Here is a 25264-nt window from a genome sequence, read left to right on the forward strand (position 1 = left end):
CTTATGGAGTAGCTGGTTTTTTAATGAGTATTAAAAGATCTGATATGGTCTTTAAAAGATCTAATAAAGCAAGCAGGCTAGGAGTCTTTCTCAAATACAGGTAGCGGATCGAAACTAACCTCGGTACGTGGCAGTTTTGCCACATCTTGCATGCGCCAATCATCATCGCCTTCATTACTGACTTGTAGATAGTATTTAGCTTTTAAAGGATCGATATCCGCTTGAGCTGTATATTTATTAGCGCTTTGGTGTTGCAGTACGACATCCCGATCTTTTTTGATGTCAGTGGCATGGGAGATGGATAAGTTAAGGGTATCAGGGTAAGTAACTGGCTCACCGTTTAATAAAGTCCCTGATTGTAGGCTTTGCTCAGGGTAATTAAGATAAAAGGTAATATCGCCCGCTTCTGAAAACTGCATTTTTCCATGCAAATCTAGATCGTAAGTGAGCTTGTCACGTGAGACATCGTGATAGAGAGTCTTGCCATCCATATACCAGTCATCACGCACCACGCTATCACGGATTTGATAAGAGTAATACACGAAGAAAATACAAGCCACTACCACAAACGCCGGTAGACCAATCACAAAGATAATCACCATGTAGTTTTTGTACCACGGCTGACTGTCTTGATGTTTAAAGTTCGATGAGGAAGTAGACATAAAATACCTATTAATAAAATAGCGTTTAATACATAAGCCAAATGTCCTACGTAAGATAAGAACCCCTTATCAAACACAAGGCATCAAGCGAAATTAAGCAAAAAAGTCATCACGTTATTCTAATCGCATCGTGATAAGCGCCTAACCATTATCGGCTACAACTGACCTTGAGTGGTAAAGACGTTATCTTTACTGACTTTATATTGACCATCTTCGCTCTCGACATTTAGCGTCACAAGTGTTTGTCCTGGTTCGACAACTTCTGGATCTCCATAAATACTAACTGACATATCGAAGCTTTCACCAGCAACTAGCGGTACATCATTGAAGCGTAGCTGTAAGCTTAAACCATCTTCAGGCTCTAAAGTAATTTTGTAAGTATGCTCATCTTGCGTTTTATTGGTGAGTTTCACCACATAGCTGTTCTCGATCATGCCTTGTTGGTTCAGCGATGAGAGCTGATTACGGTCACGGCGTATATCAATCTCTAATGGCACGCGATCCGTTAATGCAAATATAAGCCCACCACATAATATCGTTAACAGAGCTAAGTAAGCAAATAAACGCGGGCGCAATATACGGCTAGGCTCTTTTTCAGCCAGCTGCCGCTCAGTTGTGTAGCGGATAAGCCCACGCGGATAGCCAACCTTATCCATAATATCATTACACGCATCGACACAAGCGGCGCACTGAATACAAGCGACTTGCAGACCATCACGAATATCGATACCTGTAGGACAGACCTGAACACACATCTGACACTCGATACAATCGCCTAAATCATCAGGATGCGTGCCTTTTTTGCGTGCACCGCGAGGCTCGCCGCGATCATAATCATAAGAGACGATCAGAGTGTCTTTATCAAACATGACGCTTTGGAAGCGACCATAAGGACAGATCTGAATACACATCTGCTCGCGCATGTAGCCGGCGTTGGCATAAGTTGAGAAAGCAAAGATAAATACCGACACCCATATCCATGTTGGCCAATCAGGAAAAGGGATAAACCCTACCATTTGCCAACTTTGATATATGGCTTCCGTACCAGACACGTAGCTGACAAAAGTGGTCGCAGTAATCATCGAAAACACAAACCAGATAAAATAAATCAGCGAGCGCTTAAAGATTTTTTGTAACCCCATTGGCGACTTATCAAATTTGATACGCTTGTTGCGATCACCGATCACTAGTTTTTCCACATACTGGAACATATGTGTCCAAATGGTTTGCGGACAGGCATAGCCACACCATACTCGCCCTGCATAAACGGTCACCACAAATAAAGTAAAGGCAGCGATAAGAGCAAAAGCGGCAATAAAATAAAAATCTTGGGTCAAAAATGTCATACCAAAGATGTAATAATGCTGCGAGGGTACATCGAACCAAATAGCCTGCCTGCCATCATAACGTAGCCACGGCAACAGCAAAAACAACGCTAAGAAGAAATACATACTAATGACGCGAATATTTTGATAAAACCCCGTTACAAAACGGGGGTGCACTCGGTGTTTAGTTGCATCGAGATCTATCTGTTGTACAGGGATTTTATTTGGTTGTGGAGCTGACATAAACTTGCCTCTTTTAAAAAAAAGAATCAATTTGCAGTCTGGTTAGACGCTACAGAAAATGTTGCCATAATCTAAGGAAAAAACGAGTCTTTATAGACGGCTATTTTAACATTTTCCTTAATATAAATGGGGTTATAATCCCAAATAGCAATATGCATAAAGCTATAATATTAAGGCGCTGGGAGCGCTTGAGTCATAAAAAGTAGTGGACTGCTAACTAAAAAAGGAGAACTGCATTGACAGTCCTCCTTTAGTAAAATGCTATTATTTCTAAACTTGTTTTTCGACTAGCTTAATTATCGCTAGTTGTAGCTGATGCGGTGTTAGCCGTTGTCATATTACTTGTATTAGTGTTAACAGCAGATCTATCCGAAAGCGAGTAGACATAAGCGGCTAGAAGCATAATACGCTCATTTCCTAACTTAGTCTCCCACTCAGGCATCACACCGGCACGGCCATAACGTAGAGTATCTCGTACTGTCTCACGTTCACCGCCGTATAACCAAATATCATCGGTTAAGTCTGGCGCGCCAGCTGAAATCATGCCTTTACCCTCTGGACCATGACATAGTGCACAGTTTTGAGTAAAGATTGCTTCACCTTGTTTGACCATAGTTTGATCTAATGGACTATTGGCTTCGCTACCCTTTTTGGGTGATAAAGATAAGACATACTCTGAAGCAGCGCGAACGCCATCTTCACCGATCTGATCACGCCAAGCTGGCATACCGCCAACACGACCTTTATGTAAAGTTGTCAAGATATGGTCTGCCTCGCCACCATATAACCAGGCATTATCGGTCAAGTTAGGATAGCCTGTCGCGCCTTTAGCATTAGAGCCATGGCAGACGGAACAGTTCTGTAAAAACAAGCGACTACCTACTTTTAATGCATTCGGATCTTGCGATAGCTTTTCAACTGCAGGGGATAGAGCAGCAACTTTTTCATCTATCTTTGTTTGCAAGTCTGCAGGCGGCTCTTCACTACGACGCAATGTCGTTTGTAAGCTACTGAGCTCGTCCAAGATTGCTGTCGCATCACTCGCGTCAGCTCTAGCTAGAATGCTTTGCTCAAAGTTATCGGTAAATATCTTGTCGTTAGCTTCAAGCTCACTAGCTAACTCATTATGCGAGGTCCAAGGCACAGTTTCGCCATCGACTTCTACCGTAGCTATACCGTCCCAGTGTTTTGGCAAAATAGCGGGGAAGAAAATCCAATAAGCTATTGCCCAAACAATTGAACCAAAGAATATAACTAGCCACCACTTCGGTAGCGGTTTATCATATTCTTGAATACCATCATAGCTATGCCCAGTAGTACCGTCTTCTTCTACTTCTGGCTTATATTTTAAAACCATTAGTAAAACACCGAGAATACCCGCCCAACACATAATACTTAATATGGTAATCCAAGAACTCCAAAAGAATGTCATCATTTATCCTTATTGCGCTGCTCATCAGACGAATCATCACGGAGATCGTCATCAAGCGCAAGTTGTGCATCTTCTTCGAAGCGTTTTTTGTTTTTTGGCGAATAAGCCCACCAGGCAACGCCAATAAAGGCGATGAAGGCAGCAACAGTTGCAATTGTTTGTAATTCACCAATACCCATTAGCGCTGTCCTTCCATCGCTGTGCCTAGCTGCTGTAAATAAGCTACTAGAGCGTCAAGTTCAGTAGCACCAAGCACGACATCAGGTGCGCCTTCGATATCTTCTTCAGTGTAGGGGACCCCAAAACGGTCACGGAATAGGCGCATTTTAGCTTGCACCTTAACGCCGTCCACTTCATTAGTCGCAAGCCATGGGAAACCAGGCATGACTGACTCAGGAACTAAGGATCTTGGCGCGATTAAATGCTGCTTCTGCCAATCTTCTGAGTAGCGGCCACCAACCCGTGCTAGATCAGGACCAGTACGTTTCGATCCCCATAAGAACGGGTGATCCCACGTCGATTCTGCAGCACGAGAGTAGGGACCATAACGCTCAACTTCAGCACGCAAAGGGCGCACCATTTGCGTATGACAAACGTGACAGCCTTCACGGATATAAATGTCGCGGCCTTCAAACTCAAGCGCCGTCCACGGCTCCATAGCAGGGAGCGGTGTATTAACCCCGCCATCCTCTGGATTCTTGTTATCATAGATTAGCGGTACAATTTCGACTAGCGTTGCAAAGCTAATAGCGATAACGATAAAGATGACCAATAAGCCTGTATTTTTTTCAATAATTTCATGCGGTGTACCAGCCATGATCGCTCCTTATACTTTAGCTGTCGAAGTTTGGTCAACACTAGGTTCATGATCTGTTGGATCAGCGATATCAACCGGCTTTCCTTCAGGCATCTGAATAGTACGATAGACGTTATAAGCCATCACAAACATACCCGATACATATAACAGACCGCCAAAGGCACGGCCTATGTAAGGGAAATGCGAGAACTCAACTGTATCTACAAAGCTGTATACCAAAGTACCATCAGGATTTGTTGCCAGCCACATCATGCCTTGCCCAATACCTGAGATCCACATTGAGACGATATAGAAAATAGTACCCGCTGTCGCCAACCAAAAGTGAGTAGTGATCAGGCTGACCGAATACATTTTTGGTTTATTATAAATACGCGGTAGCATGACATATATTGAACCAATAGTAATCAAACCGACCCAGCCGAGGGCTCCTGAGTGAACGTGACCTACCGTCCAGTCAGTGTTGTGTGATAGCGCGTTGACCGTTTTAATAGACATCATCGGCCCTTCGAATGTCGACATCGCATAGAAGGATAAGGCCACAATCATAAAGCGAATAATAGGGTCAGTCCGCAGCTTGTCCCAGCTACCTGATAAGGTGAGAACACCGTTAATCATACCACCCCAAGAAGGAGCGAATAGAATAATAGAGAACACCATCGCTAGCGACTGCGTCCAATCTGGTAGCGCTGAATAATGCAAATGGTGACCACCGGCCCACATATATGAGGCAATCAAAGCCCAAAAATGCACGATAGATAGGCGGTAAGAATAGATCGGGCGACCAATCTGTACCGGAACAAAGTAATACATCATCCCAAGGAACGCTGCTGTCAGATAAAAACCAACCGCATTATGCCCATACCACCACTGCACCATAGCATCGGTCGCACCGCCAAATAGTGAGTAAGATTTGAACGCACTAACAGGAATCGCCATACTGTTGACGATGTGTAGTAAGGCAATCGTAATAATAAAGGCAGCAAAGAACCAGTTAGCGACATAGATATGTGAGGTCTTTCGTTTGATCAAAGTACCAAAGAAAACGATAGCATAGGATATCCATACTAAAGCAATCAAGATATCAATAGGCCACTCAAGCTCAGCATACTCTTTAGTCGACGTTAACCCTAGCGGCAGTGTAATGACTGCTGAGACGATAACCGCCTGCCAACCCCAAAAGGTAAACCAAGCTAAATAAGGGGCGAACAATCGCGTCTTACAGGTACGCTGTACGATATAGTAAGAGGTTGCGAACAGGGCACAGCCACCGAACGCAAAGATGACCGCGTTAGTATGCAGTGGTCTTAGACGACTAAATGTCAACCATGGAATGTCAAAGTTAAGTGCTGGCCACGCCAATTGTGAGGCAATGAAAACACCGATACTCATGCCGACGATGCCCCAAATGACGGCCATAATCGTAAAGAATCTTACGACAGTGATCTCATACTCGCGGTCTATAGGGGCGACTGCTGTGTTTTGTAAACTCATTGGATGATTCCTTTACAGCCTAAATTATCAACAGAATTAACTAAAGCTTTGCGATATCCATAAGATAACAAAGCAAGATTAAAAAGCGATGCTATCAAATAGATAGGGATTGCGGTGCATGCTGCTGTCAGACTTATCTATCACTGTAACGGTGTATTAACTAGTGAGCCAGACTTTTGCTATCTCAGCGTTGACTGAGCGGTAAAGCGGCCATTAAGGCCAATAACACAATTAAGCAAAGTAAGGATGATTAATATATCGTTAAAGTTAGTAAAACACTGTCATACTCAGACCTTAATTACCGGGCCGCAGTTACTAGGCTACTAAATACCGACTGGATAATGGTTAACCGAGTATAGACTGAAATACAAGCAGACATCTATCTGTCTCATAAGCTGATAAAAAACAGATATATGCTAGCGGCTGCTGACAAAAAACACGCTCAGGTAACGTTTAGTTAAAACTCCCGACTCTGTTTAAGGGTATTGTAACGCAATCTTAATCAAATATCATCAAACTCCTGCGCCAAAATACAAACTCTTTGGTAAATAATTTATCGGGCAACTTATCCTAATAGGCTCTTGAAAGATAAAACAGAGGGGCCCCTTAGTGAATATCAGGTCTATTTGGCTCATACAGACGCTACCTGATTAGTATGGATAAGAATAGCGATAAGTATTGAATATTGCTCGTCTGTGACTGAGGCCGTAAACAAAAGCTGCTAATTAAAAGCCAAGCGATAAATTTTGTTACTATTTGGCAATCAAGGGTGATATTAGGTTTTACTTATAGTCGGGCTCACCCTTATAATAAAGCCGTATAAATAGTTTTATGACAATGACTACAATTCAATATACTTGTATAGACGCTGTTTATATCAATGTCTATTTTATAAATTCGATGCCAAGGTTGAGGATCAGATAAGTACGATGATAACCCTAACTAATGACACCGAGGATAAGATAAATATAATAAGTATCAATAATAAGTATTCACTAAGGATAATAATATGGCTGTTTTTTTAACGGATACCTGGTTTGAACAAGTAGAGAAAATGGGTAATGAAGCCGGTGAGCTAAACCTTCCTCCTGCATTGGAGAATATGGTTATCAACTTAAAAGTCACGGACGGTGACGAAGTGATTGAAAGTAACTTCGCCAATGGCCTACTGCACAAAGGTTTAAATTCTGAAGCAACAACAACGCTATTGCTTGATAATAAAACTCTGCAATCGATCATCACTGATTTCGATATGAACGAGATTATGGGTGCCTTTATGAGTGGTAAAATTCGCGTTGAAGGTGATATGTCGCAATTAATGGCACTACAAACGGCTCGTCCAAGCGATGAGCAAAAGGCACTGTTTAAAGATATTAAGTCAATGACGACGCTAGCTTAGTTTTTCTTAGAGTGTGTCAATCGATAATGAGGATACATTCTAGCCAGAACCTTATAAAGATATAAGTCTAAGTGAGCAAAAAGGCCCCAAACATCACGTTTGGGGCCTTTTTATTAGTCAGTATTAATATTATTTGTTTAGCTAGCCGCTTGTTCTTGCTGGTTTTCTTTGTAAATAGCCGCTTGTAGCCAGATATTTGCTTGCACATAGTCGTGCACTGCAATTGCTCGCGTCTCATCGGTCTCACAAGCGCCAATACGGACGACAAAAGGCTCGGCGTCTTGTTCACGCAAGATCACGACATCAAACAAAATAATAGGCTTACCGTTAAAGACCGTTTGTTGCTTGCCTAGCACTTGTCCTTGACACCAAGCTTCATCCTCTTGGCCCAAGGTATCGCCGAACAGATAAGCGCACATGTGACCTAGGTTAATCTCGACCGGTGCCATCTGCTCTTTAGTCTCAGGTTGCCACTCTGCAATTTGCTGCTGCAGATCGTCAGGGATTTTTCCATCATTGGCGGCGACGATGTCATTAAAAGCGCGATGATAGCGAATGGCTTCCTCATCTTCGACTTTAATCACCTCGTTTTGTTCGCTGATCGAGATCTCATGCGCCCAAGCGCTAAGATTCACAAAGTAAGAGGTGCCTTGCTGGTATTGATGACGGTTGGCAGTGTAGAGTTGATCAAACGCATAAATAATACTGCCGTCAGCACTGCGTAAGCGTAGTACGGCATCATGAGAATTGTCGTTAGCGATAATACGCTCAATTTTGCAGGTCATTCCATAGGGGCTATCGACGCAAGGGTAGGCGTTGATGAAACGCTCAGGACGGCCCTCTTTCATAGCCAAAACTTGATTGATGTGGCAGGGTTGATCTTCAGACAATAATAGACAGCTGTCTGTCGCACTGACGTTGCTATTGAGGCCTTTAGGAATAGCCGCATGCTCAATCATTTGCTGTAACCATTCGGGCACATCCTGACTCATGTCATCAGTCAATATACGCCAATGATCAGCATGACCAGCAGTTTGTTCGTCGGATAAGGTGATCTTGGTAGGGGCTTGTACGTTTTTATAATGATAATTAATGGTCATGAGGATACTCAAACTTAAATCAGCGGTAAGGTTGGATAGTGAGCGCTAAGTCGTATTCAATGCAGCTAAGCAAGCATAATATATTAATAATTAATAGTATCTAGTTATTATCAGCCTCAGCGTGCTGCGATGTCGTCAAGCTATCCGTCATACCACAATGATGGGTTAATGACATTTGTCTTTAGCATACAATATATAGGTATGATGGCAAACAATAGCAAGCCCCTCCTAAAAAATAATCGCAAACAACGCGAGTTTGCCAAAAAACCCCATTAGTTTATGCTAATCATTGGCACATATTCATAAAATTGTGTCAAACTATCCCCTTTTTTTGGCAGTCTTGTTAACCTATCAGGATGATGGTCGGTTAAATAACAATCAGATCTGTCTAGAACCCTATTTATATGCCTGTTTATTTGGCTACAAAGCTTTATTCGCCCTATTCGCCTTATTCGCTTGAGGGAGTCGTCACGATATAAAGATGCATATAAATAAGATAAAGAGTTTGACTATGTTTCGTCCTTTAGCATTATTTATTGGCTTGCGTTACACCCGAGCCGAGCGCAGTAACCGCTTTATCTCCTTTATATCTCTAATCTCCATGATAGGTTTGACCTTAGGGGTAGCCGTCCTTATCACGGTACTATCAGTGATGAATGGCTTTGATCGAGAGTTAAAAACCCGAATACTTGGTATGGTGCCGCAAGCGACCGTCACTTCAGCCGAGGTGATTAGTGATTGGCAGCCATTAGCCAAACGCATCAAGGCTGAAGATCCAGAAGTGGCAGCGGTAGCACCCTTTATCCAACTACAAGGGATGCTAACAGCGAACGGTCAAGTGGCTGGTATTATGGTTACGGGTATCGAGCCTGAATATGAAAAAAATGTCTCGATTATCAATAATCATATGGTGGAGGGGAGTATTGATACCCTACAAAGTGGCGATTTCAATATCGTTCTTGGGGAAGAGATGGTGCAATCGCTCGGTCTCAATATCGGTGATAAAGTCACTTTGGTGCTGCCAGAAGCCTCGCCATCACCAGCAGGCGTCATTCCTAGGTTTAAGCGCTTTACTTTGACCGGTGTTTTCAATATTAGCCCGGACGTCAACACGTTAGCGGCCTTTATTCCGATGAATGATGCAGCAAAATTGCTACGGCTACCAGATGGCGCACAAGGTATTCGCTTAAAACTTGACGATATCTTCCAAGCGCCTGCTGCCGCGCAAAAAGCGGCTAGCATCGCTCCGCCTCAGCTTTATCCTAGTGATTGGACCCAAACCCATGGCAACTTGTTTGGCGCTATCCAAATGGAGAAAGCTATGGTCGGCTTACTGCTGTTTTTGATTATTTTGGTAGCGGCTTTTAACATCGTTTCAAGCTTGGTGATGCTAGTGACAGACAAAAAAGCTGATATTGCTATTTTGAAAACCTTTGGAGCCTCGCCGCGCCTGATTACGCAAGTATTTATGGTGCAGGGAGTAGTGATTGGCGTTATCGGTACGGTTGCCGGGACGATACTAGGGGTGATATTTGCGCTGACGGTTAGTGATATCTTAGGCTTTATTAATCAAGCTTTTGGCCTAAATTTATTTGATGCTTATTTTGTCAATTACCTGCCTTCACAGCTGCGTATAACGGATGTGGTATTGATTACCGGTGCTTCGTTTATCCTGAGCTTCTTGGCGACCATTTATCCGGCGCGCCGAGCGGCTAAGATTCAGCCAGCGCAAACGTTACGCTATGAGTAATTACAGCAGTATGGAGCTATAACAGGGTTATTGATTCTCTAGGTTATAGTTTTGATTTGCAGACCAATAACGATACAAACCGGACGCTATAGTAGTGACATAAGTCTCTATATAGCAACTGTAAGCCATTAAAGGATAAAGGAAGCGCTATGTCAGCTATTTTGAAGGCAAGCAATATTAACAAGATTTATGATGATGGAGCGGTACACACCCAAGTACTCACGGGTTTGGATCTCGATATTAACGCCGGCGAGCGTGTGGCTATCGTCGGTACAAGTGGTTCGGGCAAAAGTACTTTATTGCACTTATTAGGCGGTCTTGATACGCCTACTAGCGGTGAGGTTTGGCTACATGGTCAGTGTCTTAATCATATGAATGAGACTGAGCGCGGTGCGATGCGTAATCAGTATTTGGGTTTTATTTACCAATTTCATCATCTCTTAGCTGAGTTTACCGCTATCGAGAATGTCGCTATGCCGCTACTTATGCGCCCAAAGGTATCGACTACTGAGGCCCGTCAGCAAGCGATTGAAATCTTAGAAAATGTGGGCTTAGGTCATCGTTTAGAGCATAGGCCCGGCGAGTTATCTGGCGGCGAGCGTCAGCGGGTAGCTATTGCTCGCGCGCTAGTGACTAAGCCATCGCTGATTTTAGCTGATGAGCCCACGGGCAACTTAGATTATGATAATGCGCAAAGCGTATTTGGGCTATTATCAGAGCTGCAAAGCACGATGAAAACAGCGCTACTTATGGTGACTCATGATCGCAGTTTAGCGGCGCTTGCGGATCGTCAGCTGCTATTACGCAATGGTCACTGGGAGAATTACTAATATACAAGTTTATTAAGATGTTAAGGCATGTTTAACGTGCTCAGCAACTTAGCCGCTAGAAAAGCTACGATAGCAATAAATAGTAGCCGTTGTTTTTAACATAAATCGGTAGTATTGTTTTGCTATTATTTACTTTTGAGGAGTGACACTATGGATAAGGGAGATGATCCAATCGCGGCTTTTGGAAGTGCAGAAGAAGGTGAGGAGCCTTTATTGCCTTACATCGACACCTTAGTATTTGAGCAAGTCGATAGAGAGACGCAAAAAGAGCAATTAACCGCGATTTTTGATGCTATTACTTTAGCTGGGGTAGATTATTATTTAGAAGTACAAGAGACAGCGACAGGTAAGCAATATATTTTAACCAAAGACGACAAAGCCATTACTACGCAGGTGATGGACAGTCACTTTAAAGATAATATCCTTGAAGCGTTGGACGAGCATCAAAATAATTAGCGGCGTTTGGCGCTTTATAGCCTTAAAGTTTAGGCGGTCTATCAGTTGGCAGGCGTTGACGCTTTTGCCAACTGCTGACGGTCTTATAACGCCAAATACCTTTAAAGGTCAAGCCACAGATAATACTACTAATAACAGCTAAGATAGTCAGCCCAAGACAAAACGCGGTAAGCGATACTTTGCCGCTATGAATAATAAAAGGGTTGGCACCGTCTGATAATACCCATAGACTAAAATCAGCAATCATCCTACCAATCAGCCGTAAGCTAATCATCGGCACATCAATAATCTTTGCGCCAATATAATAGCCAGCATAAAAAATAGGTAGCGTCGTCAGTGGGTTAGTGATCCAAGTCAGACCCAGCGCCATGGGGACGTTTGCGCGAAAAATAAGCGCGCCGATTAAGGCTAATAGCATCTGCCCGGGTAGCGGAAAAAAAGCGCTAAGCACACCGATATAAACGGCTTTATTTAAGCTGTGGCGATTGAACTGCCATAATCTAGGGTCGCCCAAATGCGGCGCAAAAAACTTTAAGCTGCGGCTCTGTAGGATTTGTTCAGGGGTGGGAAGTAGGTTCTTCAGACGTTTTTTTGACACAAGCCTGCCTTTAGTCGTTAATTACAGCCCGCTGCTAAAAAATAGAAAACAAGCCAATCGGTAGGCGATTATGTTTTAAGACAAAAGTATATCATTATTAATAGTGCTATGATTAGAAGATAGCGACTTCAAGCTTATAGATAAGCTTTTGATAAGTGTTTTTACAGCGATACATTATTAATTATAAATATTTTATTATGAAATAGTATAGGGTAATCAAGGCACGAATGCTATGGTCAGCGCTAAGCTTAAATAACAAACCGCTATTCAACATGCCCTATGCTTAACAATAGAACAAACTCACATTAGCGAGCGAGGAGTGTCAATGTATTGGGGGATTGGCACGCTAATAATCATCATTATGGCAGCCGTATTAACCATAGCAGCGGCTATTCCCTTGCCTCAAAGCTTAGGTTTATTAGACACTAGCCATCGCCTGGTTTTACCTTGTGTACTTATTGTTATTACGACTCTATTAGTCCTATTAAAGCAGCGTATTAGCTTACCTTTATCAAATACCATTTCTATTAATAGTCACTCAAAACTAGCCTCAAAGCCAGCTTTATTAACCACTCGTATGCTCAGCTTGTTTAGGCCGCTACGCTATGTGATCGTAGTAGTGTTGGCACTGGCCTTAATCATCGGCAGCCTGTTACAAGCGCTCATTGCTCATCAGCAATTAGAGCGTACAAAAATAACGGCGTCTGCGCGAGTGCAAGCTTGGGTCACTATCGAGGGGGTTAGTGATAGCGTGTACGACGCGGCGCTGAATAGCGGCTACCGGCAGGTCGCTACTCTTAGCGAGATAGTGCCGCTAACCACTGATCTTAGCGCTGAACAACTAGCTGAAAAAAGTACTGAGAGTGCGGTTAATGATACCCGGCAACCAAATAGTGCGTTATTAAATCGGCGGGTATTGCTAAGTTTGTACCCGAATAAGGCTAAAGATAATCCTAGTGTCGCCAGGTTAAATAGCTTACAGCCGGGCGAGCGCGTATTGATGACCTTGGCGCTCGCGCCATTAGCTAGCTCCGAGCAAGCGCTAAATAATCCGACTGGTTTTGATAGCTATCGCTGGCTACGTGCCCGTCATATCGATGGGGCCGCGACGATTATTACGCTGAGCTCAATTCCTAATAGCTATCCTAATCAGTCGGCGAGTGCCGCTAGTATAGCTACTGATACTATCTCTTTTTGGTCGCGGATGCGTATCACTATTGATAGCTGGCGTCTGCAACTGCGTCAACACTTTTATCAAGACTGGTCTACTAAATCCGCTACTGAACAACAAGCAGATGCGGTGACTTTAAGTTTGCTTACCGGCGATCGTAGCTTAATCAACCATGAAACCAAAGATCTGTATCAGCTAGCAGGTATCTCGCATCTATTAGCGATTTCAGGTACTCATGTGCTGTTTTTGGCTATTATGTTAGCTGCTATGGTGGTGTTTTTAGTCGAGCGCTTTTATCCAGCACTTTATCGCACGCTGCCGCGCTGGCAAGTACGCTGGTGGGTAATGATAGCCTCAGCTTTCATTTATGCGTTATTTACTGGCTTTGATGTGCCAGCGGCGCGCACTGCTTGGATGTTATTAGCGATAGGCTTAGTGCGCTTAACCTTAGTGCCTGTCAGTACCTTGCGGGTGTTATTAGCATTAGCTATCATTATGGCTTGGCTCGATCCGTATGTGTTGTGGCAAGCCGGATATTGGCTGTCATTTATTGCCGTAGCCTTGCTGCTAAGCTATGAGGACGCAATCGCAAACCAAACCTCAGCTGCTACTGCGTCCCTTCCTACCTCTTCTACAAAGATGGCAAAACTAGACAAAGACAAGCAAGTCTTTCTTAAAGTAAGCTTAAGACAGCACAAGAGCTGGCTATTATTTAAGCGCGTTTTTAGATTGCAGTTGTGGCTATTTATAGCGCTGCTCCCTATTACTTTACTGCTGTTTGGCAAGGCTTCGTTATGGGGGCTCGTCATTAACCTATTTGCGATTGGCTTATTTGGCTGGATTATTGTGCCGCTGAACCTTTTAGCTGGGCTGTGCTATTTATTATTACCAAGCATCGCTGACAGTATTTGGGCGTTAGTCAGTTTTATCGTCAGTCACTTACATCAACTGATCGAGTGGCTGACGACGCTACCTGTGCTAAATAGCGCTTGGTTATACACTCCAATCAACTTTGCTATGTTACTGATGGCAGCGCTAATGCTCTTGCCTTGGTTACTACCGCGAGGGGTTATTAGTCGCAGGTTTTCTTCAGTGCCGCTGACGCTTTTGCTGATGACGATTTATAGTAATCAACAGTCTTTCTCGCAGGCGCCGACACTTTATATACTGCCGACAGGAGATCGTTATATAACGGCAGCGGTACTGATTTATCCGAATGATAAAGACACAGATGATCAAAGCAAAGCTAGTAAACCATCATTAAACCAAGAATTAGGTCAAGATAAGATAAGTTGGCTGTTCTTGGCCGATCACAGAACGCAAGGTGAGCGCAATAGACCAAGTACGCTGACGGCTGAAAAATTAGCTGGACGGTTAGAGCAGCTGCTGCGCACCTTGGCGATCAAACATTTAGACGGCATTACTGTACAAAGTAGCGCTGCCACTATGACTAATAATGTCCCTTCTAACCCTACAGACAGTAACCGACATTTAGCTCTGCAAGGAGCATCTTTATTACCTTTGAGCGTAGCACTCTTAAGCCAAAAGCTACCCACAGCGCAGTATTGGCAAGCAGGGCAACATGAGCGCTGGCAAGCGCTACAAAGTGCGCCAACGGTAACAAGCGATGCCCCTCTTGTCAGTGCGCAAGACTGTCAGCAAGGTCAAGAGTGGCAAGCGTTAAATGGTCAGTTAAGGCTGCAGGCGCTCACTGGTTGGAGCGCGATTGATGATACTAGAGTCTGGGATTGTAGTCTTGCTATCGCTAGTCAGTCGCCGATAACCGTCGTGCATTATAATGCCAGTAACCCTCAGCAGCCTATTAAAGCTAGCGTGCAAACGATTGCCAATAATGAAAAGTTATCTGTTTTGAATGATGATGTTTTGAATGATAGTAAGACCGACGCGACAGCTTTATCGCGACTTATTCTCGATGTCGCCACTCATAAGCGCAGTTGGCAGTTGTGGTCCCTATTATGCGCGGCTGAGCCTTTAGATTTTGATATGAGCCAAACAGATTTTAGCTCCACGACTTGGCTGAGTCATAGTAGCTCGGCGGTATCGGCAGAGGTGTTAAGGACGCAGCATGCTGGACAAGTACTGACTTATGATAAGGAACCTTTGGAGGTGGCGCTAACCATTCAGGCTCATGAGTGATTGTAGTAATTCGCTAAATCATTAAACAGGCGCTAGCAGTATCGCTGCAATAAGGTCACATTTTACTATTGAACCTTAGTGACAATGTCACCATACTTAGCAAGCCTTCAATCAGTTATAATTTGACGCGCTTTTATATACGATAGTTGTATTTTGTACTTGATCGATCTCACTTAGGAAGTTATATGCCCAACTGGCCACCAGACCCTAACAAACGTCCTGATAATTCGGCGAACCAGCCAGCACCTGTGCAGCAGGTACCGGCCAATCAGCCCAACGGACAAGAATGGCGTCTCATCGAAAAAACCTTATTAGCTAGTGTTGAAGAGCAGCGCCGCTCAAGGCGTTGGGGTATCTTCTTTAAGCTGCTTACCTTTGGTTATATTTTATTATTATTCTTTACTTTTAGCCGAGGCTGTAGCACCAAAGCGCCTACTGGACTAGAAGGGATGGATACCAGCTCACCGCATTTGGCGGTAGTGGAGCTACAAGGTGTCATCAGTAATGGCGATATTGCCAATGCTTATGACGTTAATGAAGCCTTAACGCGCGCTTTTGAAAATCCGAATTCGAAGGCGGTGGCTTTAGATATCAATTCTCCTGGCGGCTCACCAGTGCAGTCGGATGAGATCTGGCAGACGATGATAGATCTGCGCGCTGAGTATCCTGATAAAAAGCTCTATGCGGTTATCGGTGATATCGGTGCTTCTGGGGCTTATTATATCGCTTCGGCCGCCGATGAGATCTATGTTAATCCTTCAAGTCTAGTCGGCTCTATCGGCGTCATTATGCCAAGCTACAATATCGAAGGGCTGATGGACAAAGTAGGGGTAGAAGATCGTACGATTACTGCTGGCGAATACAAAGACATTTTGAGCCTATCGCGGCCGCTTTCGGATTATGAAGAGCAGCATGTCGAAGAGGTGTTAGCCAATACGCATAAGCACTTTATTAATGCGGTAAAAGAAGGTCGCGGCGAGCGCCTCAAAGATCCGGAAGCCAATAAACTATTTTCAGGGCTGTTCTGGACCGGTGAGCAGTCGATCGCTTTAGGCTTAGCAGACCAGACAGGTAGCATCGCAAGCTTAGAGAAGCAGCTTGAGCTTGATAATGTGGTGAATTATACGCCTGTAGATCCATTCCAGCTATTTATGGATCGCTTTGCGGTAAAATTAGGCGCAGGTGTGGGCTCCAGTATTAACCTTGATGTATTAGGACAGCAAGAGGGTAGCGCTGAGATGCGTTAAGAGTGTCTACTATAAAGTTGGTTTTGAATCTATCAGTACCCGGGCTGAGCTAGTAAATAGCTCAGCCTTTTGCTATAACTAAGTTTGGTTTTTAGTCGTTGCAATCCATCATCCTATAAATATATTTTAATACTCAAAATAATAGAGAGCTTATATGAGTGAGAGTGACCATAAGTCGCAAAGATTTGCGTCCCTACCAGTATCAAAACTAACCCAGAAGCCAGTGCTGCATTTCGCCCACGCCAATGGCATGCCAAGCGCCGTCTATGCGCCTTTCTTTGCCGGACTTGCTGAATTTTTCACTATTGAATATATCCCTATGCTAGGGGAGACAAGTGGCTATCCAGTAGACGATAATTGGCGCAGTCTGACCCAGCAAGTCATCGATAGTGTAGCAGAGGCTTGCACGCGTCATGGCGTGGCACAAGTCGTCGCGGTTGGGCATTCTTTGGGCGCGTTATGTACGTTGCAAGCGCTGTACCGTGCGCCTAAGCATTTCAAGCAAGCCGTGCTGATGGATCCGCCACTGATATATGGGCGTAGTAGTTTATTTATGCATTTGGCAAAGACGCTAGATAAAGTGCCAATGATGAATCACCGCTCAATGGATAAGTTTTCACCCTCAGGCATCTCAAAACATCGCCGTGATGTTTGGGACAGCCGCGATGATGCTTACGAGCAAATGCGCCACAAAAGCTTCTTTAAGAATTTTGATGAGCGAAGCTTTAAAGGGTATATCGAGCATGGCTTACATGAGCGCGCTGATGGCAAAGTAACGCTAGCGATCTCCAAGAAAAATGAGGTGGCGGTGTTTCGAACCAATCCATCTATGTATTGGTTAACCCCTAATGAAGCTCCCAAGCCGCCCGTTAAGCTCGTCATTGGCGAGGAAAGTATATTTTTGAAACGTAAGTTCCCACAGCAAGTCAAAGCGCGCTTAGGGATAGACTTTCGGACTCACGAAGGCGGTCATATGTTTCCGCTTGAGCATCCAGACTCAGTGTCGTCATTGGTGCTAGATATCATCGAGCAGCAGCTGTCTAAATAGTAGCTAATCTTAATGTTAAAGCTGTCCTGTGAAATGGCGTCGCTTATTATTTTTTAGAGTCATTATATATGTCGAAACCTGCAAACTCACTAGACGCTATGAAGCAAACAGCAAAAGCGGGGCCGCTTTTTTCTTTATGGGAAACTTTAGCGCTGCTGGTGGGAATGGTGTTGGCTTTTTTTGGCAGCCAGCTATTAGGTATTTATCTCGCTGGCAAGCTACTATTGCCCTCCACTAAATCACAAGCGGCGGCTGATTTATTTTATTTTGCTAGCGGCAACGGTACGATCGTGAGTAGCTCGATTGTCTTTAGCGGTGTATTTTTGAGTGCTTTAATAGCGCTTATTATTCGCTTAAAAGGCGCTCGGGTCAGCGATTATCTAGCGCTCAAACGGTTCACTTTAAGAGTTGCTATCGGCAGCTTTGGGCTGTTATTGCTATTTATGATCGCCAGTCAAGCGCTGACATATTGGTTAGATAAATCTCCTTCGCTGTTCGTCGATCCTTTATATGCTTCGGTTAGCTCGGTATGGCTGTTGATCATTGCGATGGTGGTGGTCGCGCCCCTCTATGAAGAGCTGGTGTTTCGAGGCATTATTTGGTCAGCGCTTAAAGAGCAGTTTGCAATAAAATTCGATAAAACAGAGCTATCGAAAGCTGAAGGCCTAGGACAATCAGAAGCGCATGGCGCGCTTATGGCGAGTCTGATTACTAGCTTAGTATTCGCGATTATGCATTTGCAGTATGGGCTATATGAGATCAGTACTATCATCGTACTTGCTTTGATATTTTGTTATGCGCGCTATAAGTCGGGCTCGCTTCTATTGCCGATAGCCCTGCATATCTGCAATAACGGCTTAGCGATGTGGCAGTACTTAGCGCTAGCCGCTTAGCTTTATGCTCTTTTATGAGGGATTTATGATTTAGCTTAACGAATGCCAAGGCTGTTTTCTGTCAGTTGACAAGGTTTTAATCACACTTGCCGCTGATTAAATACCAGGATTAAGCGCCAATACTTCAGTGGCGGCTCGTTCAATATCCTCAATCGTCAAACTGGGTTTACCACTTAAAGCCTGTCGCCACTTGCGCGCGCCATTCAAACCTTGAAAGAGGCCTAAATAATGCCGCGCCATCGTCGGTAGCGCTTCGCCAAGCTCGATTTGCTGACGCAGATAAGGGTACATCTCAGCCAAGATATCAGAGCGTTTTGGCGCAGGCTCGCCCCATAAGCTATTGGCCTCTGCGAGCAGATAAGGGTTTTGATAAAAAGCGCGTCCGATCATGACTCCATCGATGTGCTCTAGGTGGTCTGCGATATCTTGCAGCGTTTCGATACCACCATTGATCTCGATATCAAGCTCAGGAAGCTCTTGTTTAAGCCGATAGACATCCTCATAGCGCAGTGGCGGTATTTCGCGATTTTGCTTCGGGCTGAGACCTTGTAGCCAAGCGGTACGAGCATGGACAATAAAGCGAGTACAGCCTGCTGCTGCCACTGTCTCAACGAACTCCTTCATAAACTCATAACTGTCAAAGTCATCGATACCAATACGATGTTTGACCGTTACCGGAATATCGACCGCCGCTTGCATATGCTTCACTAAGCTTGCAACGGTATCAGGCTCTGCCATCAGACAAGCACCTATCTTATTATGTTGCACGCGATCGGAGGGGCAGCCAACATTGATATTGACCTCATCATAACCATGCTGCTGTGCAAATTCAGCACACTGCGTCATATCTGCGCTATCTGCACCGCCAAGTTGCAACACGATAGGATGTTCGCGCTCATCAAAACGTAAGTGACGTGCGCGGTTACCATATATAATCGCCCCTGTGCTAATCATCTCCGTATAAAGATAAACGTGAGGATTGAACAGGCGCGCGAAATAACGGTAGTCCGTCGTTGTCCAGTCTATCATCGGCGCGACTGATAGGCGTTTGTTGGTCATATCTATCATAACTATAAAACTCTTTTTCAAAGCATTTTTAACTATTTGTTTGGTAAGGCATCTTGTTCAGTGCAGCTCTTATTTTAATAACGCATTTTTTAATAAAGCATTAAGACCTATCTAACATACCTGTATTCATTTTAACTTGAATCAATGGTAGCGTTTTCATAATCGGTATGATTTAAAATTAAAGTACATAGCGCTATTAAATCACTCGGTTAAGTTGTCTCGATTCTGGCAGATGATAAAAATACAGACCAATCATAATACTCATAGCGCCGATAAAGGCAATGTATAGAGCCGGTGAAAAGCTAATATAAGAGGTGGCATAACCTAGTACAAAAGGTAAAAGCCCGCCCACGACCGCATACATCACATTATAGGATAACGCGAGACCCGTCAGGCGTACATTAGTCGGAAATAACTGTACAAAGATAGCCGGCACCATACCTACGATACCAGCAAAAAATCCGAGTAGGGCGTACATAATCAAGATGTAGTCGCCGCCGGTTTGCAGATGATAATAAAAGGCAAACATTTGGCCAATTAATAAAACCGATCCGAGAACTAAGATTTTACCAAAATTTTCATGGTTGGATATAATGCCATAAAAGACACAGCCAAAAATCATAAATACAATGCCTAAGCTATGCGAAAAATCGAACAGGTCACTATCCAAGCTAAAACGTAACTCGATTAGGCTTGGCAGTAGCAAAGCCACTACCGTAGTGATGCTAGCAATCATAAAACTGAGCAAAAGGCCCAAAAAAATGGAATGCTTGCAGTGTTTAAATAATAAAGTGAGCGGCTGCCTGGCCTCTTGTAAAGGTGTCCTCGTTTGCATTTCAATAAAAAACGGTGATTCGTTAATAAAACGCCAAGCAAGTAGGGGTAAAAGGCTTAGCAGAGCAGCGGCAGCAAAGGGCACACGCCAGCCATAATCTAATAGCTGGATAGGAGTCATTGAGCCGTTTAGCCAGACAAAAAAAGCATTGGAGAATAATACGCCTACAAAAAAGCTCGCCGTCACATAGCTGCAGCCCACTGATAGATACTGACGCGGAACTTGCTCAGCAATATAAATCCAAGCCAAAGGCACATAAACGCCAAACGCCATCCCCTGTATCAGGCGCAAAAAAATAAATAAAATAGGCGCCACTATGCCCCACTGAGCATAGGTCGGTAGTACCGCCATAGCTACCATACAAAGAGCGGTCGCAAGCATACTCATGAGTAATAGGGGTTTACGCCCTTTGATATCGCCATAGCGGCCAAAAATAATGCCGCCAAGCGGGCGAGCTAAATAACCGATAGCAAATAACCCTAATCCCTGTAACCGAGTGATGCGAGGATCAATATTGGTCGGGAAAAAAGCAGAAGAGATATAATCTGCCATATACAAATAAATCAAAAAGTCAAAAAAAGCGATAGCGCTAGCCAAGCAGATAAAAATCACCATGTTTTTATCTTTACCAGACATGAGCGCATATTGAGGGCGAGAAGGCATGGTCGATTACTTTTCCATATACAAGCAAAGCATTACAACGGCCATCACAATAACCGTCGACGATAAATAAAAAGTCATAAGTGAGCGAAAATAAAATAGTGGATAGATAAAAAAGTGTAGCAACTATAGGCTAAGGCCCTTTTATAGCAGCCAATCAATAGGTAACCACGACATAATAGTTAGCCAAATATGATCTGACAAATCTACCCGTGGTTCAGACTCATAAACCTTCCTCTCGCCGTTTTCTATAGTATGCCACTGCAAATGATTGTCATCGGTCAACTTGACTTCATAAGCTTGGCTCAGTAAGTCATCACTGAGCGCTTCATGCAGTTGACGCGCCAGCTCATCATCATTGATGATAACGCCCATCTCCGTATTGATATTTGCTGAGCGCGGATCGACATTGTAAGAACCAATAAAGACTTGATGGTCATCAATGGCAAAGGTTTTGGCATGTAAGCTAGTTGAAGATTGACTGCGCGCTTTCCACAGCTTGTTTTCGCGATCCTCTTCACTAGCCGTGGATTTTAGCTCATATATCTTTATACCGGATTTGAGGAGCTTAGGCCGCCACTGGCTGTAGCCTGAATGCACGGCGGTCACATCGGTGGCATCAAAAGAGTTGGTCAGTATCTTAATGCTGATACCAGAGTTGGCCAGCTCTACTAACGTATCGACACCATCTTTGGTAGGAACAAAATAAGAGGAGATGATGGTCAGCTCTTTAGAAGGGCGTCCAAGCAAGGTGCGTAGCTGTTGTACTAGATTGGTATCCGTAGGAACAGACTTGGTAAGCTTACCCACATCGTCACTCAAAAACTGCATATCCGTCCAGCGAAAGGGAATGCGCTTATTCAATAAATCAGTATCGATAGAAGAGTCCTCAATCGCTGACTTATATACTGATACGCTACTTTGGCTATCGCTTTTCTCATTATTATCGAGCTGATCAAGCCCTTCGATAAAGTCCGTAGGTCCGTCTTCATCTAAAGTCACTAACGTCTCAATATCGTAAGAAATAGGTGCTGACCAATAACTGCCAAAGCTATTATCAATATCCGCGACCACTTTACCGATAAGAAGTACGTCTAAATCAGCAAATTGGCTGTTTTGGTCGTTACTTAAGTACTCGTTACCGATATTGCGGCCACCGATGATAGTGATTTGTTTATCAAAAGTCATGCTTTTATTATGCATGCGCCGGTTAATACGCGGCAGGCCAGTGACGAAGTTTAGCGCTTGAAACTTACGATGCATCAAAGGGTTAGTAATTCTTACCGCTGTATTAGGATGACTGGAAAAACGTAATAACTGCTGATCAAGTGCCGCACTACTGTTAAAGTCGTCTATCAATAAGCGCACGATAACGCCGCGCTCAGCCGCTTCCCACAAGTCTTTTAGTAGCAGTTGACCGGCCTGATCGTCATGCCAAATATAGTATTGAGCGTCGATATTACGCGTCGCCATATCGGTCAATATGCTACGAGAGGCAAAAGCATTGGCTCCAGTGACAATCGGATGATACCCTGATAAATCAGGATGGATTTTGTTTTGCTCACTAATAGCGGCGACTAAGTCAGTATTATTATCAGCATTGGCGGTATCATCGGTTTCAGTATTGACGTTGTCATCTTCTATACGTGATGAGTTTTTCATACCTGTTCTCTTGTCTGAGTCCAAGATATTTGAATCACCTTGATCCTTTGCGCTATTATTTGTATACAAAGCATTAACTCGCTCAGATAGCGCTTTGCTCTCTGCTAAGTGCGGCTGTTTCGGTAAGCTTTGACAGCCAACTAAACTCAATGACAATCCAAGAGTGAGGCTCATCGTCAATTTACTAGAATAAACATCCAACATCGACATCATAAGGTGGCCTCAATAAACTCAGAAGATTGGCTTAGCGGTCTATTACCGCGCCGTTATTAGTAATATGCAGTATCAGTACTGTATTAATGGCAGTATTCAATACAGGATTAATGCAGTGTTAATATGACTCTACACATAATCATACCGTGGCTAGCAAATATATGACCCATAAAAAAGAATTATATACTTTAGCCATACGCACAAATATTTTTGCCAAGCTTAGCAGGTACAAGGGTATCTGCCTATAAAAAATACGTTAAATTTTTTAATTCATAGCAGGAGCTTATGAACAATAAAGGCTTAGAGCCTAGTTACGAAAAAAAGCTTAGCAGGTGTCTGAAAAGCAGAGGCATGATATGATATTGTGCAGTTTAAAATGTTAACTAACAGCGGTATCGATCATCTTTGTAGCATCAACCTTCACTACGGAACCCTTATGAGCCAATCGCCAGCACAACAAAATAGCAACGACAGTGGTTTGGATAATAACTGGCGCTCAGATGCCTTAGATTTGAGCCTTGATTATGGTATGCAAACCATCGCTGTGCGTGCTGGACAACACCGCACCGACGAGGGTGAACATTCTGAGGCTATTTTTACGACCAGCTCCTATGTCTATACGTCGGCGAGTGATGCCGCCGCGCATTTTAATGGTACTAAGACGGGTAACGTTTATTCGCGTCATACCAACCCAAGCGTGCGTACCTTTGAGCGCCGCCTAGCAGCACTCGAAAACGGTGAGCGCGCAGTGGCAACCGCTTCTGGTATGGGCGCTATTTTAACCATGTGTTTGGCTTACCTAAAAGCTGGCGATCACTTGCTGGCGGCCAATCAGCTGTTCGGTTCCTCCATAGGACTTTTCAATAACTATATGGCCAAGTTCGGCGTTGAGGTGAGTTACGTTGACTGCTTCGACAATGATGCTTGGGCGGCGGCCGTACAACCAAATACTAAGCTTATCTATTGCGAAAGCCCGAGTAATCCGCTGGCGCAAATCTGCGATATTGGCTTTTTGAGTACGCTCTCAAAGGCCAATGATATCTTATTCGTTGTCGATAATTGCTTTGCCTCACCAGTGATACAGCGACCGTTAGACTTAGGCGCCGATGTGGTCATTCATTCGGCGACTAAGTATCTAGATGGTCAAGGCCGAGTCTTAGGCGGGGCTTTAGTCGGTAGCGACAAACTCATGCAAGAGGCTTTTACGGTGGTACGTTCAGGCGGTATCAGCATGAGTCCTTTTAACGCTTGGGTATTCACCAAAGGGCTTGAAACGCTAAAACTACGTATGCAAGCCCACTGTCACAATGCCAATCAGGTGGCTGAGTTTTTGGTGAATCATCCAAAAGTGAGCACCGTGCATTTCTCTGGGTTAAAAGATCACCCAGCGCACGAGCTTGCGACACGCCAGCATCATATGCCAGGCGCTTATGGCGCGATTATGGGTTTTGAGGTCAAAGCCGCCGAGTCTGATAATGGTAAAGATGATCTCAGTGCTAAGGCTGCTGCTTGGCAGGTGATAGATGCGACACAAATGATCTCTATTACTAATAATTTAGGCGATGCTAAGACGACGATTACCCATCCTGCAACCACTACTCATTTTCGCTTAACTGCCGAGGCTCGCGCTGAGGCAGGAGTCAAAGATAGTCTGATCCGACTATCAGTAGGACTCGAGGATGCTGAGGATATCATCAAAGACTTGGCCCGCGGCTTAGACAGTTTATAAAGATAACGGTATAATTGGTTAGATACGAGTAGTTTTAGACGATTGGTTGATTTGCAAAGATACTTTATCTTAAGCTGATACTCTATCTTAAGCTATGGCCATTCCATTTTATGATAAAGACAAAGAGATAATTATGAATATTCAAGCCTTGATGCAACAAGCACAAACCATGCAAAAAAAAGTCGAAGCCAACGTGGAGTCAGCCAAAAAAGAGCTGGCCAATAAAGAAGTACAAGCAGAAGCGGGCAGTGGCCTAGTTAAAGTGACTATGACTGGTCGCCATGTGGTCAAGCGTTTATCTATCGACCCTAGTTTATTAGAGGACGAGCCTGATATGATCGAAGATCTGATCGCTGCCGCTATCAATGATGCCGTTCGTCAGGCAGATGAGCTATACGAAGAAACCATGGCTGGCGCGACCTCAGGTATGGGTCTACCACCAGGTATGCAAGGTATGTTCTAAGCGGTTATTCATTAG

General features: G+C 44.0%; 21 protein-coding genes. 10 read left to right on the forward strand and 11 right to left on the reverse strand.

Annotated features, from left to right (window positions below; genetic code table 11):
- Positions 1-77: 77 nt before the first annotated feature.
- The 6 genes from ACS8FD_RS01535 to ccoN form a co-directional block, all read right to left on the reverse strand.
- Positions 78-662 (reverse strand): FixH family protein, encoded by a 585-nt coding sequence (locus ACS8FD_RS01535; protein WP_439274113.1) that lies wholly within the window; start codon positions 660-662, stop codon positions 78-80.
- Between the two features lie 155 nt (positions 663-817).
- A complete protein-coding gene (ccoG, locus tag ACS8FD_RS01540) occupies positions 818-2230 on the reverse strand; it encodes a cytochrome c oxidase accessory protein CcoG (RefSeq protein WP_439274114.1) in 1413 nt (470 codons plus the stop codon).
- A gap of 292 nt (positions 2231-2522) precedes the next feature.
- Positions 2523-3662: a cytochrome-c oxidase, cbb3-type subunit III gene (gene ccoP, locus ACS8FD_RS01545; protein WP_439274204.1), complete on the reverse strand. Its 1140-nt coding sequence runs from the start codon at positions 3660-3662 to the stop codon at positions 2523-2525.
- Entirely contained in the window at positions 3662-3841 is a 180-nt protein-coding gene (locus ACS8FD_RS01550; RefSeq protein ID WP_439274115.1) for a cbb3-type cytochrome oxidase subunit 3, read from the reverse strand. The genes ccoP and ACS8FD_RS01550 overlap by 1 nt, the downstream gene beginning before the upstream one ends.
- Positions 3841-4479, reverse strand: a complete 639-nt coding sequence (gene ccoO / locus ACS8FD_RS01555; RefSeq protein ID WP_439274116.1) for a cytochrome-c oxidase, cbb3-type subunit II — start codon at positions 4477-4479, stop codon at positions 3841-3843. Before ccoO ends, ACS8FD_RS01550 begins: the two co-directional genes overlap by 1 nt.
- A gap of 9 nt (positions 4480-4488) precedes the next feature.
- Entirely contained in the window at positions 4489-5970 is a 1482-nt protein-coding gene (gene ccoN / locus ACS8FD_RS01560; protein ID WP_439274117.1) for a cytochrome-c oxidase, cbb3-type subunit I, read from the reverse strand.
- Between the two features lie 1009 nt (positions 5971-6979).
- Between ccoN and ACS8FD_RS01565 the strand changes: the two genes are divergently transcribed.
- Positions 6980-7369, forward strand: a complete 390-nt coding sequence (locus ACS8FD_RS01565; protein WP_439274118.1) for an SCP2 sterol-binding domain-containing protein — start codon at positions 6980-6982, stop codon at positions 7367-7369.
- Positions 7370-7506: 137 nt separating this feature from the next.
- Here ACS8FD_RS01565 and ACS8FD_RS01570 read toward each other — a convergent pair whose 3' ends face one another.
- Positions 7507-8469 carry a hypothetical protein gene (locus ACS8FD_RS01570; protein WP_439274119.1) on the reverse strand — a complete coding sequence of 321 codons (963 nt, stop codon included), beginning with the start codon at positions 8467-8469 and terminating at the stop codon, positions 7507-7509.
- Between the two features lie 511 nt (positions 8470-8980).
- On the opposite strand from ACS8FD_RS01570, the gene ACS8FD_RS01575 reads away from it, so the two are divergent.
- The 3 genes from ACS8FD_RS01575 to ACS8FD_RS01585 all read left to right on the forward strand — a co-directional run bounded on the left by ACS8FD_RS01575 (position 8981) and on the right by ACS8FD_RS01585 (position 11505).
- Positions 8981-10219: a lipoprotein-releasing ABC transporter permease subunit gene (locus ACS8FD_RS01575; protein ID WP_439274120.1), complete on the forward strand. Its 1239-nt coding sequence runs from the start codon at positions 8981-8983 to the stop codon at positions 10217-10219.
- Positions 10220-10368: 149 nt separating this feature from the next.
- Positions 10369-11049 carry a lipoprotein-releasing ABC transporter ATP-binding protein LolD gene (gene lolD / locus ACS8FD_RS01580; RefSeq protein ID WP_439274121.1) on the forward strand — a complete coding sequence of 227 codons (681 nt, stop codon included), beginning with the start codon at positions 10369-10371 and terminating at the stop codon, positions 11047-11049.
- A 150-nt stretch (positions 11050-11199) separates the two neighbouring features.
- Entirely contained in the window at positions 11200-11505 is a 306-nt protein-coding gene (locus ACS8FD_RS01585; RefSeq protein WP_439274122.1) for a hypothetical protein, read from the forward strand.
- Positions 11506-11527: 22 nt separating this feature from the next.
- Here the strand turns inward: ACS8FD_RS01585 and ACS8FD_RS01590 are convergent, their stop codons facing one another.
- Positions 11528-12103 (reverse strand): DUF2062 domain-containing protein, encoded by a 576-nt coding sequence (locus ACS8FD_RS01590; protein ID WP_439274123.1) that lies wholly within the window; start codon positions 12101-12103, stop codon positions 11528-11530.
- Positions 12104-12428: 325 nt separating this feature from the next.
- Here ACS8FD_RS01590 and ACS8FD_RS01595 point away from each other — a divergent pair, with 325 nt between their 5' ends.
- From ACS8FD_RS01595 to ACS8FD_RS01610, 4 genes are all read left to right on the forward strand, one after another.
- A complete protein-coding gene (locus ACS8FD_RS01595) occupies positions 12429-15431 on the forward strand; it encodes a ComEC/Rec2 family competence protein (RefSeq protein ID WP_439274124.1) in 3003 nt (1000 codons plus the stop codon).
- A gap of 185 nt (positions 15432-15616) precedes the next feature.
- Positions 15617-16678, forward strand: a complete 1062-nt coding sequence (sppA, locus tag ACS8FD_RS01600; RefSeq protein WP_439274125.1) for a signal peptide peptidase SppA — start codon at positions 15617-15619, stop codon at positions 16676-16678.
- A gap of 154 nt (positions 16679-16832) precedes the next feature.
- Positions 16833-17726: an alpha/beta fold hydrolase gene (locus ACS8FD_RS01605; RefSeq protein WP_439274126.1), complete on the forward strand. Its 894-nt coding sequence runs from the start codon at positions 16833-16835 to the stop codon at positions 17724-17726.
- A gap of 68 nt (positions 17727-17794) precedes the next feature.
- The gene (locus ACS8FD_RS01610) at positions 17795-18619 is read left to right on the forward strand and encodes a CPBP family intramembrane glutamic endopeptidase (protein WP_439274127.1); all 825 of its coding nucleotides are present in this window, start codon (positions 17795-17797) and stop codon (positions 18617-18619) included.
- Between the two features lie 96 nt (positions 18620-18715).
- On the opposite strand, the gene dusA is transcribed toward ACS8FD_RS01610, so the two are convergent.
- The 3 genes from dusA to ACS8FD_RS01625 form a co-directional block, all read right to left on the reverse strand.
- Positions 18716-19687: a tRNA dihydrouridine(20/20a) synthase DusA gene (gene dusA, locus ACS8FD_RS01615; protein WP_439274128.1), complete on the reverse strand. Its 972-nt coding sequence runs from the start codon at positions 19685-19687 to the stop codon at positions 18716-18718.
- A 196-nt stretch (positions 19688-19883) separates the two neighbouring features.
- On the reverse strand, positions 19884-21185 hold the full coding sequence (locus ACS8FD_RS01620) for an MFS transporter (RefSeq protein ID WP_439274129.1): 1302 nt from the start codon (positions 21183-21185) through the stop codon (positions 19884-19886).
- 141 nt (positions 21186-21326) lie between these two features.
- Positions 21327-23054 (reverse strand): phospholipase D family protein, encoded by a 1728-nt coding sequence (locus ACS8FD_RS01625; protein ID WP_439274205.1) that lies wholly within the window; start codon positions 23052-23054, stop codon positions 21327-21329.
- 439 nt (positions 23055-23493) lie between these two features.
- On the opposite strand from ACS8FD_RS01625, the gene ACS8FD_RS01630 reads away from it, so the two are divergent.
- Positions 23494-24786 (forward strand): O-succinylhomoserine sulfhydrylase, encoded by a 1293-nt coding sequence (locus ACS8FD_RS01630; RefSeq protein ID WP_439274130.1) that lies wholly within the window; start codon positions 23494-23496, stop codon positions 24784-24786.
- Between the two features lie 133 nt (positions 24787-24919).
- Positions 24920-25249: a YbaB/EbfC family nucleoid-associated protein gene (locus tag ACS8FD_RS01635; protein ID WP_439274131.1), complete on the forward strand. Its 330-nt coding sequence runs from the start codon at positions 24920-24922 to the stop codon at positions 25247-25249.
- The last annotated feature ends 15 nt before the right edge of the window (positions 25250-25264 follow it).

The organism is Psychrobacter sp. 1U2, from assembly GCF_051847575.1.